This is a genomic window from Amorphus sp. 3PC139-8 (assembly GCF_040750475.1).
In the GTDB taxonomy this organism is placed as follows: domain Bacteria; phylum Pseudomonadota; class Alphaproteobacteria; order Rhizobiales; family Amorphaceae; genus Amorphus.
The window spans coordinates 17398-29928 of sequence record NZ_JABJVY010000017.1; the positions used below are offsets into that span (position 1 = coordinate 17398).

General features: G+C 56.7%; 11 protein-coding genes. 4 read left to right on the plus strand and 7 right to left on the minus strand.

Annotated elements, in window-relative coordinates:
• Positions 1-239 precede the first annotated feature (239 nt).
• Positions 240-1013 carry a phosphatase PAP2 family protein gene (locus HNS03_RS15885; protein WP_367196630.1) on the plus strand — a complete coding sequence of 258 codons (774 nt, stop codon included), beginning with the start codon at positions 240-242 and terminating at the stop codon, positions 1011-1013.
• 16 nt (positions 1014-1029) lie between these two features.
• Here the strand turns inward: HNS03_RS15885 and HNS03_RS15890 are convergent, their stop codons facing one another.
• Complete coding sequence (locus tag HNS03_RS15890) at positions 1030-1602, minus strand: hypothetical protein (protein ID WP_367196632.1); 573 nt, start codon at positions 1600-1602, stop codon at positions 1030-1032.
• A gap of 427 nt (positions 1603-2029) precedes the next feature.
• Positions 2030-2623: a cyclopropane-fatty-acyl-phospholipid synthase family protein gene (locus HNS03_RS15895; RefSeq protein ID WP_367196634.1), complete on the minus strand. Its 594-nt coding sequence runs from the start codon at positions 2621-2623 to the stop codon at positions 2030-2032.
• Between the two features lie 504 nt (positions 2624-3127).
• Between HNS03_RS15895 and asnB the strand changes: the two genes are divergently transcribed.
• The 3 genes from asnB to HNS03_RS15910 all read left to right on the plus strand — a co-directional run bounded on the left by asnB (position 3128) and on the right by HNS03_RS15910 (position 7378).
• A complete protein-coding gene (asnB, locus tag HNS03_RS15900) occupies positions 3128-5122 on the plus strand; it encodes an asparagine synthase (glutamine-hydrolyzing) (RefSeq protein WP_367196636.1) in 1995 nt (664 codons plus the stop codon).
• 62 nt (positions 5123-5184) lie between these two features.
• The gene (locus HNS03_RS15905) at positions 5185-6225 is read left to right on the plus strand and encodes a glycosyltransferase family 4 protein (protein WP_367196638.1); all 1041 of its coding nucleotides are present in this window, start codon (positions 5185-5187) and stop codon (positions 6223-6225) included.
• Positions 6226-6304: 79 nt separating this feature from the next.
• Complete coding sequence (locus HNS03_RS15910; protein ID WP_367196639.1) at positions 6305-7378, plus strand: EpsG family protein; 1074 nt, start codon at positions 6305-6307, stop codon at positions 7376-7378.
• A 50-nt stretch (positions 7379-7428) separates the two neighbouring features.
• Here the strand turns inward: HNS03_RS15910 and HNS03_RS15915 are convergent, their stop codons facing one another.
• From HNS03_RS15915 to HNS03_RS15935, 5 genes are all read right to left on the minus strand, one after another.
• Positions 7429-8544: a glycosyltransferase family 4 protein gene (locus tag HNS03_RS15915; RefSeq protein WP_367196641.1), complete on the minus strand. Its 1116-nt coding sequence runs from the start codon at positions 8542-8544 to the stop codon at positions 7429-7431.
• Positions 8545-8604: 60 nt separating this feature from the next.
• Complete coding sequence (locus HNS03_RS15920) at positions 8605-9120, minus strand: YdcF family protein (RefSeq protein WP_367196643.1); 516 nt, start codon at positions 9118-9120, stop codon at positions 8605-8607.
• A gap of 198 nt (positions 9121-9318) precedes the next feature.
• Positions 9319-10314, minus strand: coding sequence for a GNAT family N-acetyltransferase (locus HNS03_RS15925; protein ID WP_367196644.1), 996 nt, complete (start codon positions 10312-10314; stop codon positions 9319-9321).
• The gene (locus HNS03_RS15930; protein WP_367196646.1) at positions 10311-11258 is read right to left on the minus strand and encodes a polysaccharide deacetylase family protein; all 948 of its coding nucleotides are present in this window, start codon (positions 11256-11258) and stop codon (positions 10311-10313) included. The genes HNS03_RS15925 and HNS03_RS15930 overlap by 4 nt, the downstream gene beginning before the upstream one ends.
• A gap of 244 nt (positions 11259-11502) precedes the next feature.
• Positions 11503-12525, minus strand: a complete 1023-nt coding sequence (locus tag HNS03_RS15935; RefSeq protein WP_367196647.1) for an NAD-dependent epimerase — start codon at positions 12523-12525, stop codon at positions 11503-11505.
• Positions 12526-12531: the final 6 nt, after the last annotated feature.

The following is a 12531-nucleotide window of genomic DNA, read 5'->3' on the forward strand; positions in this document are numbered from 1 at the left end:
CGCTCCATCGTTTCCTAGAAAGCGTCCCGTTCAAATGGATGCAATTTGAACGACAAGGACTTGCTCAAGCATTTGAATCTCGTGCCATTTCTTATCGCTCAGATGGGTCCATCCGAGCGATAAGAAATGGCTCTGAAGCCTGCTACCAGCTGCGAAACCGCGCGCCGATGACGCGGGCGGCTCGTCCGCGCTATATCACTCCGGCTCACAGTCACCGATCCTATCGTCGACGAGGTTCCATGTCGCACAGAACGATGCCCCCATCCAGACCATGGGCCACCCTTCGCGAAATCGGATCCGGTCTCAGGCAACGGATCGGTTGGAACGAGTTCGTGGTGCTGGCCGCCTTGCTTGTCGTTGCCGGCGGTCTCTGGGGCTTTGCGGCGATCGTCGACGAGGTGCTGGAGGGCGAGGCCCATGAGTTCGACGAGGCGATCCTGCTGTCGCTGCGCGTGCCCGGCGACAATGCCGACCCGATCGGCCCGCCGGCGATGGAGGAGGCGATCCGCGACCTGACGGCGCTCGGCGGCTATGCGGTCATCACCCTGATCGCCGTCGTTGCCATCGGCTACCTGCTGATCCTGCGGCGCTGGCCGTCGGTGGTGCTGGTGTTCGTCTCGCTTGCCGGCGGCGCGGCTCTCAATTCAGCCTTGAAACACGCCTTCGGCCGACCGCGCCCCGACCTCGTCGCGCATCTGGTGGAGGTCCAGACGCTCAGCCTGCCCAGTGGCCACGCGATGATTTCCGCGGTCACCTATCTCACGATTGGCGCGCTGGTGGCGCGCGCCCAGCCGAACCGGACGTTGAAGGCCTACACCATCGCGGTCGCCGTCGCGCTGACGCTCGTGATCGGCCTGAGCCGGATTTATCTCGGCGTCCACTGGCCGACCGACGTGCTGGCCGGCTGGTGCATGGGGGCGGCCTGGGCCATGGCCTGCTGGCTGGTTGCGCGCTTCGCCGGCGCGCGGCAGCGCGGCGAACCTGCGCCTGTCCGTTCCGGAGACGCGACTTGAGGAGGCGGATCTGAGGTTAGGAAGAGACAGTTTCCGGCACGGCCGCCTGCTCCTCGGCCACGTCGTTTTCGAAGCCGAAGACGTTCAGCTCGATGACGGCGAAGCACAACAGCCAGAGCCAAGCATCGGCCGTGTCCAGAAACTTGTTGTCGCTGAATGTCCAGACCAGCGCGCAGCCCACCAGGACCGTGTAGAGCCCGATCTTGATGGCGGTGATGGCCCGATATTCCTGCCCTTCATAGTCGCCCGGCGCGTACATCTGGTAGACGAGCACGGCGCAGACCCCGAGCCAGGTGCCGGCGTTGACCGCGTCCAGCCACTCTCCCTCCAGAACGTAGCCGCGGAACGCCAGCACGATCATGGAGTAGGCGAAGATGTTGAGCACCGTCAGGATCACCTTTTCCCGGCGGCTGGAATAGCCTTGGTCGAGCGAGCTGGACTCGTACTCCATCACGCCCAGGAGCACGAGCCACGCGGCGCTGTCGATGAACGCGGTGACCTTGCCCGCAACGCTCAGGAACAGCACCGTGTTGAGGGCCAGGAGCCCGTAGACAGTCCACTTGAAGATCCGAAACCTGGCCGCGTTCATACCCGCACTTTCGCTTGCGCGCGCCGCCCAGGCCTATTGGGCCGCCGCGCCGCCGTCCGACATCCCACCGGCTCGCGCCAATCTCGGGCAAGCGTGCGTAACACGCCCTGAATTCGGCTGAACATGGCAATCGTCGCGCGATCCAATTCATCGACGGATCCGGCAATCTCCAGGGCGAGATCGACGGCGCGGATCCGGTCGATTTCTTCCTTTGGACCACTGTCTGTTGTCGACCGAACCTGCCGGAGTGTGCGGCGCAACGTAAAACTAGGCGATGACACCGCATTGACGGCGGGAAGGGGGCGGCGGCGCATCCCTCAAGAGACGCGAGGCGTCTCTTCGCTTTGGCTAGATCAGGGTGACGCGAGGGGGAAAAGCGGGTTGCCGTCCGAAACCCCTTTCGCGCTTTTCTTCGATTTTGGCGGCTTCAGGGCTTTCGCGCCACCAGGTCGATCAGGGCGGAGCGGCCGACATGGCCATGGCCTTCGTTGATGTCCGCGTCATAGGAGTCGAGTTCTTCGATCACCAGATCGGAAAACGCCTCGCGCAACAGCGCTTCGGTGTACATGTTCTCCCGGTGCGGCGGGCCGCCGGTGCCGTAGTCGACCTGCTCGGGCCGGTAGCCATGCAGCATTAAGCGCCCGCCCGGACGGAGCGTGCGGATCATACCCTGAAACACGGCGGGACGTTCGGCGGGGGTGAGGAACTGAATGAACACGGCCACCACCAGGTCATAGGCTTCGGGCGTCCAGTTCCAGCGATGAATGTCGGCAATCTGGAAATCGATCGAGACACCGCGCTCGGCAGCGAGCCGCTTGGCTTTCTCGATCCCCACCGACGAGGCGTCCATAGCGGTGACGCTCAGCCCCTTCTGCGCGAGAAAGACGGAATTACGGCCTTCCCCGTCGGCGACCGCGAGCGCCGTCTGACCGGGCGCCAGCAGATCGGCGCGCGCACGGAGAAAGTCCGCGGGCTCCGTTCCGAACACGTAGCCTTCGCTGCCGTAGCGATCGTCCCACATTGCTTTTTCCTCGTCGGTTGGCATTCTGCGCCGGATGGCGAGCGCGTTGTGCGTTCGCTTGAGATCGCCTTTCGTTGGCCGCTCGTCGAGCGGACCGATTGTCCCGGGGTGTCCTCCGGCAAGCAGTTCTTTTGACGTGTGATCGAATAGAGCTGGTGACGGCTCGGCTTTGTTGAACGGGTCTCCGGGCTCTGCTAAATCCGTCAAGCGCGTGGGACGATTTGGTCTTTGCAAGCGATAGTCGAAATGCGACGGCCCGAGTGGGGATCGGAGCGGGCAGTTTGCGCCTCGTTTCTGGTCGTTTCCAGCCAATCCGATTGGATTTCACGCACGGCTTTGATGTCTTGATCTCCAGTTTCGCCGACGAGCGGTCAGATCGTCGGCTGCGAGGGTCACTGTGGTTGATCTCGAGCGCTGCCAAATGATGGCGATTGGACGGGTATCTCTCAAGGTATCTGGGCAGTTGGGATGTTTGCGGTCCTCACTGCGCGAAAAGCAGCGCTAATGTGCGGTCTGGCAGGGTTTCTCGACCATTCCGGGTTGTCCACTGGCGAAGCCCGGCAGCGGGTGGGATCGATGACCGACACGCTCACGCACCGGGGGCCCGATGCCGGCGGGAGCTGGGTGGATGGTCCGGTTGCTTTGGGCCATCGTCGGCTGTCGATCCTCGATTTGAGCGCGTCCGGGGCACAGCCGATGCATTCCGCCGATGGGCGGTTCGTGATCGTCTTTAACGGGGAAATTTACAATCACCTGGATCTGCGCCAGGAGCTTGAGGCCTCCGGGCTCGCTCCGGCGTGGCGCGGTCATTCCGATACGGAAACGCTTTTGGCCGCGATCGGACCCTGGGGTGTCGCCGAAGCCCTCAAACGGTGTTCGGGCATGTTTGCGTTTGCGCTCTGGGACCGGCGAGAGGATTGTCTTGTCCTGGCCCGCGATCGGATCGGCGAAAAGCCTCTCTATTGGGGATGGGCCGGGGATGCGTTGGTCTTCGGATCGGAACTCAAGGCGCTGAGAGCCCATCCGGCTGCTTCGGCCGAGATCTGCCGCGGAGCGTTGGCGCAATATCTTCGGTTCGGGTACGTGCCGAGCCCTCGCAGTATCTACAAGGGGATCTACAAGCTGGAGCCGGGGTCGGTTCTGGTCGTCGATGGAAGCGCTCCGGTGTCGCCGCCTGCGACGCCGATCCGGCCCGGCGAGCGCTACGAGAACATCTCGTTGGAGCGATATTGGTCGCTGAATGCAGAGATCGAGACCGGTGCCTCCCATCGGATCGTCGACGAAGGGGCGGCCATCGACGAGCTGGAACGGCTGATCGGCGAGGCGGCGGAGCGGCAGATGATTTCCGATGTGCCGCTCGGGGCGTTCCTGTCCGGCGGTGTCGACAGCTCCACGGTCGTCGCGCTGATGCAGTCGCGCAGCGCGCATCCCGTCAAGACATTTACCATCGGGTTCGACGTGCCGGATTTTGATGAATCGGCGCATGCGGCGGCCGTCGCGAACCATCTTGGCACCGATCATCACGAACTGCGCGTGAGCGAAGCCGACGCGCAAGCCGTCATTCCAAATCTGCCGTTCCTTTATGACGAGCCGTTCGCCGATTCCTCTCAGATCCCGACCCATTTCGTCTGCCGTGCGGCGCGCGAGCACGTAACGGTGGCGCTTTCCGGAGACGCGGGAGACGAGCTGTTCGGCGGCTACAACCGCTATGTCTGGGGGCCGGGCATTTGGGAACGGGCGTCGGCGGTGCCGAAACCCATTCGAACCACTTTGGCTCGGGCGGCTTCTTCGATGCCGATCAAGCTGTGGGACGATGTCGGAACGGCGTATCGGCGCGCGGCTGGCCGAAAGGGAGACGTGCTGCAATTCGGCGGTAAGGCCCATCGGGTCGCTTCAAGCCTGTGCGATGCCGGAACCATCGATGACTTTTACGGAAATATCGTCAGCCAATGGATGGCGCCGCTCGATTTGGTCCCAGGATTGACCGATGAACCGAAGGGGCCGCTTGGGGATGAATTGCCCGATGCCGGCGCGGACGATCCGGCCGCCCGGATGATGCTCCAGGATATGCGGAGCTACCTTCCCGATGACATCCTCTGCAAGGTTGACCGGGCGGCGATGGGGATTAGCCTGGAGACCCGTGTTCCATTCCTGGACCCGAATATCTTGCGGTTTTCCGCCCGACTTCCCGCCCGGATGAAGGTGCGCGCTGGCTCCAGCAAATGGATCTTGCGGCAGGTCCTATACCGGCATGTTCCAAAGGACTTGATCGAACGTCCCAAGGCTGGCTTTGCCATGCCGATGGGGCTTTGGCTTCGCGGTCCGCTTCGCGAGTGGGCCGACTCTCTTCTCGCGCCGGAAAAGCTCGCGCGGGACGATCTGCTCGATCCGGGCCCCATTCGCCGGATCTGGCAGGACCATTTATCTGGGCGCCGCGATGCATCCGCTAAGATCTGGGTGATTTTGATGCTTCAGGCGTGGCGTGAGGCTTGGACCTAGCCGTGAAGGTACAATTGCTCTCCCGCTACAGTCGTCTCGGTGCCTCGAGCCGGCTTCGGACCATGCAGTACCTGCCCTATCTGCGCTCGGTTGGAATCGACGTGGAGGTGACGTCGCTTTTCGACGATGCCTATCTGACGTCGATGTACGTGGGGAATAAATCGCTCCGAGCGACATTTGACTCATATCGACATCGGTTGAAGGCGTTAAGGGCACGGCCAAAGCCCGATCTTCTGTGGGTCGAGTATGAAGCGCTTCCGTGGCTACCCTGGGCCATCGAGCACGCGCTGTTACCGGCGGATGTGCCAATCGCGAGCGACTATGACGACGCGATCTTCCATCGCTACGATCTTCATCGCCGGGGACTTGTGCGCCGGATATTGGGGCAGAAGATCGATCGGGTGATGGAGGCATCGGCCGTGGTGATCGCGGGAAATCCCTATCTTGCAGAGCGGGCTCGAAAGGCAGGGGCTTCGCGTATTGAAATCGTGCCGACAGTCGTGGATCTCGACGCCTATATGGTGAAGAACTGGTCTGAAGGTCCCGGATCTGGTGTTGTCGGCTGGATTGGGACGCCGGAGACATGGCAGGCATTCGGTGAGCCCATATACGAGACTCTCCGACCAGTATTAACAAGAACCGGTGCGTTATTTCGAGCCGTGGGTGCCGCAAGTTCCTTTAACAAACTGGACAATCTTGAAGTCGTTCCTTGGTCCGAAAAAAGCGAGGCGGCGCTTATTCGCGGGATGGACATCGGTGTTATGCCCCTTCCCGACACGCCGTGGGCGCAGGGCAAATGTGGTTATAAGTTAATTCAATATATGGCGTGCGGGCTGCCAGTTGTGGCAACGCCTGTCGGTGTGAATGTGGAAATCGTGGACCCCAACGTCAACGGCTATTTGGCGGGCGACGAGACGGATTGGCGCCATCTCGTGGAAATGTTGCTTGGCAATCCATCTCTTCGCAGAAGCTTGGGTGAGGCAGGGCGGCAAAAGGTTGCTGCCGAGTACTCTTTACAGGTTCAAACTCCTAAGCTCGCGAAACTGCTCGTGGATGCGGCTGGGCATATGACGTCGGAGACTGTGTCGCTGAGCCACTTGTGACCTCAAATCCATTTTCGCTCTTGCTGTGTGAGCATGCAAGCCTTGATTTCCTTCATGCCGCTTTTGAGAATTGTTGTATATGTTTTTGTATGTCTCAGTCGTCTTTCTATTATTTAGTTTGCGCTATGTCCTAAAGGATAGCTCTGGGGCTCGATCTCAAGTATACTCTACGGTTCTCATTTCGTTATTTTTATTTACAGCCTTTCGGTTTGAAGTAGGGTGTGATTGGAGTGGATATTTAAACCAATGGAATAATCAGGAATATTCCAGTTTCGATTTAGCTCTTACCAAAACCGAGCCGGTTTGGTGGGCCGCTATGGATGCTTTGCAGGCGGCGGGGCTATCATACCCTTGGCTTAATGTCTTTTCCTCAGCATTGTTTTTTCTAGGGGTGCATGCCGCTGCTCGTCGGCAGCCGGACAGGCTCGGGTTTCTTGTTCTTTTATTTCCGATATTGATTATCAATATGCCGATGTCCGGAATTCGTCAGGGCGCTGCAGTTGGCGTGTTGCTTTTTGCTTTTAACGCTTTCGTCGATAGAAGGCTGGTACGCTTTGTTGTTCTTGTTTTGCTTTCTAGTACTGTCCACAATAGTGCAATCATTTTTCTGCTCTTAACGCCATTGGTGCGAGGTGAGTTTACAAAAAGACGGCTTCTTGCGGCGGGGTTATTGGCGATCCCTGGTGCGGTCGCGCTGTTGAGTGGATCTGCTGCAGAGCAGGCTACGGATCGATATATCGATAGCGGTGTTGATGCGGCAGGATCCGCCTTCCGCGTCGGGCTTTTATGTATCACAGGAGCATTCTACTTCCGGGTTCTCGAAAAGAAATGGCGCGTTGTCTTTCCAAGAGACCATAAGCTGGTAAGCGTTGGAGCGTTAATTATGTGTGCTCTTGTCGTTCTTGTTCCGCTTTCGACGGTTATTGCTGATCGTTTAGGATACTATCTGATTCCGATCCAGACGATGATATTTGCACGGATTCCGTATTTGCCTGTGGGAAAAAATCGAAAGTTTTATTCTGCGGCGCCTTATCTCGGGCTTGCTTTGGTTTTTATTGTTTGGGTCTCATTGTCTCAGCTTTTTTACGGCTGTTATGTGCCATATCAAACTTGGATTTTTGGTTGGCCAGATGTGACAAGATATCTGTATTAGGTGTATTTATGTCGTTTATCCTATTATGGCTTAGTCAATTGCGGTGGAGCCTACGCTTGCCTGGCGGCCTCCGTGATCGCGGCCTGATACGCGTCAATCACGACCGCTTCGTCGAATTCGGTTTCCATCTTGGTCCGGCCGGCTAAGCCCATCTTCTTTTTGGCCGGGTTGGGGAGATTTAGAAATTCGAAGAGGGCGGCCGTGAGGCTTTCATTGCTCTTCACGTCGCATAGGAAGCCGGTGCGGCAATGGTCGACCACGGTGCGGCAGCCGGGTACGTCGGTCGTGACCAGCGGCCTCGCCATGGAGGCGGCTTCGATCAGGGTTCGCGGGGCGCCTTCGCGATAGGAGGGCAGGACGACGCAATGCGCCGCGGCAATATAGGGGCGTACGTCGGACGTTGTGCCGAGATACTCGATCGTTCCGTCCTTCTGCCAGCTCTCCACGATCTCATGGGCAATCGCAGTACGGTTTTCGGACCCGATCGCACCAAGGATCTGGAACCTTGCTGTCGGCACCTGCGATTTTATGCGTCGAGCTGCCTCGACATATTCCAGTACGCCTTTGTCGCGGAGCAGGCGCCCGATCATGAGGAAGATGGGGGCGGCGTCATTTTCCGGATAGGGAGCGACGGCAAAGTGAGCCAAATCGATCCCGGAACCGGGGAGGAGGCGCGCCTGATCTTCCCGGACCAGGTTTCGATTTAGAAATAGATCGCGGTCATCGGCATTTTGGAAAAACACCACTGGCAGTCGGTCGAAGGCGCGGCGGTAGAGCGCCTCGGCGATCTGTTGCAGCAGGCCGCTGGATAAAAAAGCGGTTCCCAGCCCTGTCACGTTCGGTATGAACGGCGTCCCTGTCGCGCGAGCCGCGAGGCTTCCATAGACGTTGTTTTTGATCGTGTAGCTGAGGACGACGTCGGGCTTTTCTGTCCGGAGGAACCTTTTGAAGCTCTGGATCAGCTTCAAATCCTCAAGCGGATTGAGCCCCTTCACTTTCATCTCAAGCGGTGCGAAGCGGCAGCCGAGAGCTTCAAGGTCGGGGACGCTGTCGTCCGGAGGGGCTAAAACCAAGACCTCGTGAGCGTCTCCAAGAAGGGCTTTGATGACGGGACGGCGAAAATTCCAGATGTTCCAGGCCGCATTCGCGGTTGCGATCACCCGCATGCTGTTCGTCCTATCGCTTTTCGATAAAGCGGCGGCAGCAAAAACCCAGCCAACAGTGGGTTAACCGGTCCCATTGGAATCGTTCACCATCAGACATGTTTGAATGACGTCGCGCGACCAGAATCGATCCGGGAGGAGGGTGATCGCCCAAGTCGCGGCAAATTTCACGAAGTCGGTAATCGAGCAAGAGCGAGCATCGCCACCGGCCGGATGCGGCACGTCGAGCCGCTCGACCGTCACACGCCATGGAACTGCACGGGCCATCGCCAGCGAGGCTCGCGGCATGTGGCAATCCGACGTAATCAGCGCGATCCGATCAATGTCAGAATTGGCTTCCAGCCAGCAGGCGGTTTCGACGGCGTTCTCCAATGTGGTGTTCGCGTCGGGCGCCAGAACGATCCGGCCTGCCTGTTCGTCAGCCCTGAGTTGCGGGGAAAGGTGAAACTGGTCGGCGAACGTGGCCGAGGTCATTCCGGCGCCCTTGTTCACGCCGGAGATGAAAAGCTCGTCGATCGCGCCATCCGCCATCAGCTGTAGGCCGTACTGGACCCGGTCGAACTGGCCGGTGACCGCCACGGCGGTCTTGGGAAGCGATCCTGCGCTGACTGTGGACTGCATCCGCTCGAAGTAGTCAAATGTTATAAACATGGAAAAAAATAGTATAAGCACAAATATTGCTATTAGTATGTTTTTAAGCATTTATTTCTTCTCTAAATTGTTTTTTTGGCTAATTGTGCTGCCATATTCATATTTATAGAGTGTAGCGTGCCAATTTTATACCGTGTCGCTATCAAGATAGCTCAAATACCAATTCCTAGTGTCATTGACCAGTGCTGCTTGTGCTGAAAGCGGCTTAGCGCCAAACCATATAGAGATAGGTCGAACTCGCTCTGGGAGCGGAAAAAATCCGACCTTCCGCAACGCTTTGTAGTTTGGTGACCATGGAAAGGCCCATGCAAGAGCCAGATCACACTGTTCCTCTTCACGTAGATATCCGAGTTCGGATGCCAAAAGGTCAGTCAAAGAAGAAGAACCGAAAGACTCCATTATATAAGCGATGCGTCCTCCATGTTTGGTCAGAACGCGCGACGCAACGATGGCCCCGAATGCATTTTTTGTATCCGCGACAATGCGATATTCGGTGGACCACGGAGAATTTGTAAGTCGATGTGATAGGTAGCTTCTATCACGAATATTGGAAACTTGAATTCCTTTTGAAAAGCGGTCCCAAATTTCTGAAACGCTATCGTCGATATAATCTATAGATGATAAATTTTGATTTTTATGAATTGATATCGGAAAATCGATATCAATTTTGGCCTTTTTGAGAAAATAACCTGTGCGTAGCGGCTTGATCATAAATGGCGTTTGGCCATGCTTCCGCCAATCCATTTTGGAAAACCAAGCGGGCGCTGCATTGTCATTTGGAAAGCCCCAGACAGCGGCGCCCCCTCTGTCTTTTATGTGGCTCTCATAGGCCTGAGCGAGTGCTGTGAAAACTCCTTTTCCGCGCATTGACGGGGAAACATATGAATCAATGGCTTGGTAGGAATGGCCTGTTGACGGGCCGAACTTCATACGCGACTTGATATATCCAGAAATGCCCACGATTGAACCGGCTTCTCTTGCGACGGAGAATGGTTCCGGATTGTCCCGAAAGGTCCAGGCAATTGCGTCGGGGCCTGACGCTCCTCGGCTTAAGTCTGCGCTCGAATAAGCGTGACAGATTTCCGAATTTAAGCTTTCGATTGCAATCGTCGGCTGGGTCATCCAATATCGCCCATTGATGCCGAAGAGAATCCGAATTCAGAACGGAGAACATCAAAATGTACAAGTATTTTTTCTAGTGCAGATAGGTTTTCTTCTATATTTATTCCAAAATTATGCGGATGCCACCAGAGATGATATACATTTCTCTTTAGAGCGGCCGACGTCATCTGTCGTCTAATGGCTCCTGTGTGTGCGGAATGGAAAGGAGCTAGTCTTCCTGCATAGGGACGTAGAAAGCGGCTTGCTCTAACATTAGTGGGTCGGTCCTTTGGTGGGGAGTAGGTTTGGTCCCCGAAAATACCGAAATATGAATCTATGAGCCGGACTCCTCTACGGAGAGGTGTCTGGTCCTCTGTTTTTGTTTTTCGGTATGCCCAATCGGCCGGATTTCCGCGATATCTGTCAATCCCAAGTTTCTGTGCTGCAGTCAAATGTTCTTCATTAAATTGATTTCTTGGGAAAACAATTGATTTTATTTTAATATTTCGCCTTTGAGCGAGGGTTATTGCAGCGTTTAGATCGGATCGGAATGAACCAAGGTTTTGCCCCTCTTCTAGGCAATAATAATGTGTAAGAGTGTGTGTTCCTATTTCTTGTTTCGGAGTTTTAAGTATTTGAGATATGAGGGAGGGGGCGAAATAATAAGGGTCTTTTGATTCATTAGGGCCGACTTCTGAGATGTATTCATAGTTTGATAGATATTTTTTGTTATATTTTGGCCGGTCCCGCGGAAGAATTTCCAGAAGCTCATCTTTGTTTTCGCAAAACAAAAAGCCAACAGTGGCCCATGTCGCTCGAATTTCGTATTTTTCGAAAAGTTCCAAAATGCGGGGAATAGCGTCACGAGCGCCCAAAATATTTTTTCCATAGGAGTCGCGGTCGGCGTGATCTCGGACACCCCAAAGCAGCTCAAAGTCTAGAGAAATAATGAAAACGCCATTCATGCTGGACTGCCATTTTCAGACATAATTGCTTATTTGAATGTTTTCTCTCCTATGATCGTCCCATCTAGTGAGAAAAGAACTGCTAAAAGTGCGTCTCTTAGAATGCGAAACTACACTTCGCAGAACAAAATTGCCCTGAGATGATCATCCTTTAAAAGCGCTTTTTCAAGTGCGACAAGTTAACGTAACGCAAACGTAGGACCCCTATAGTGGCCTTTCGCTAGCCGCAGCACCGGGCTGCCGATCAGCAGCCATAGTAGTCACGATACCAGGCGACGAAGGCGTTGACACCGTCCTGAACGGATGTGGCGGGGCGGTAGTCGACCGCCTTCTGAAGCTCGGAGACGTTTGCGTAGGTGTCCGGCACGTCTCCTGCCTGAAGCGGCAGCAGCTCCTTGATCGCCGTGCGGCCGAGTGCGGCCTCGATGGCTTCGATATAGGCCGACAGCGTCACCGGGGCATTGTTGCCGATGTTGAGGACCCGGAACGGCGCGTTCGAGGTGGCGGGATCCGGATCGGCCGGATCCCAGGCCGGGTCCGGCTCGGCAATCTGGTCGCTCACCCGAGTCACGCCTTCCACGATGTCGTCGACGTAGGTGAAATCGCGGGTGTGGTTGCCGTGGTTGAAGACCTTGATCGGCTCACCGGCGAGAATGTTCTTTGTGAACAGAAACAGCGCCATGTCGGGCCGACCCCAGGGGCCATACACCGTGAAGAAGCGCAGCCCCGTGGTCGGTAACCGGTAAAGATGGCTGTAGGCGTGGGCCATCAACTCGTTGGCGCGCTTGGTCGCAGCATAGAACTGGAGCGGGTGATCGACGCCGTCGTGCTCGGAAAACGGCATCTTGGTGTTGGCGCCATAGACGCTGGAGGTCGAGGCATAGGTCAGGTGCGGCGTTCCGGCGTGGCGGCAAGCCTCAAGAATGTTGGTGAAGGCAATCAGGTTGGATTCCACATAGGCATGGGGATTGACCAGGCTGTAGCGCACACCGGCCTGGGCGGCGAGGTGGATCACCCGGTCGAAATTGTGCTCCTGGAAGCAGGCATCCACCGCGCTTCGGTCGGCGAGATTGGCCCGGTGGAATGTGTAGCTGCCCTGGGACGTCTGGGCCGTTTCTTCTAGAATGCGCAGCCGCGCTTCTTTGATGTCGGGATCATAATAGTCGTTGACGCAGTCGAACCCGACGACGCTGTCCCCGCGCTCCAACAGCCGCTTGGCCGTGTGGAAGCCGACGAAGCCCGCATTTCCCGTCACCAGTATTTTCATCCGTCT

What these genes read in the sequence shown, in the direction of transcription:
- HNS03_RS15910 (WP_367196639.1), top strand. Translation starts at nt 6,305, where the DNA reads ATGTTTTTGTATGTCTCAGTCGTCTTTCTATTATTTAGTTTGCGCTAT.
- HNS03_RS15925 (WP_367196644.1), bottom strand. Translation starts at nt 10,314, where the DNA reads ATGACCCAGCCGACGATTGCAATCGAAAGCTTAAATTCGGAAATCTGT.
- HNS03_RS15935 (WP_367196647.1), bottom strand. Translation starts at nt 12,525, where the DNA reads ATGAAAATACTGGTGACGGGAAATGCGGGCTTCGTCGGCTTCCACACG.
- HNS03_RS15885 (WP_367196630.1), top strand. Translation starts at nt 240, where the DNA reads ATGTCGCACAGAACGATGCCCCCATCCAGACCATGGGCCACCCTTCGC.
- HNS03_RS15930 (WP_367196646.1), bottom strand. Translation starts at nt 11,258, where the DNA reads ATGAATGGCGTTTTCATTATTTCTCTAGACTTTGAGCTGCTTTGGGGT.
- HNS03_RS15915 (WP_367196641.1), bottom strand. Translation starts at nt 8,544, where the DNA reads ATGCGGGTGATCGCAACCGCGAATGCGGCCTGGAACATCTGGAATTTT.
- HNS03_RS15895 (WP_367196634.1), bottom strand. Translation starts at nt 2,623, where the DNA reads ATGTGGGACGATCGCTACGGCAGCGAAGGCTACGTGTTCGGAACGGAG.
- asnB (WP_367196636.1), top strand. Translation starts at nt 3,128, where the DNA reads ATGTGCGGTCTGGCAGGGTTTCTCGACCATTCCGGGTTGTCCACTGGC.
- HNS03_RS15890 (WP_367196632.1), bottom strand. Translation starts at nt 1,602, where the DNA reads ATGAACGCGGCCAGGTTTCGGATCTTCAAGTGGACTGTCTACGGGCTC.
- HNS03_RS15905 (WP_367196638.1), top strand. Translation starts at nt 5,185, where the DNA reads ATGCAGTACCTGCCCTATCTGCGCTCGGTTGGAATCGACGTGGAGGTG.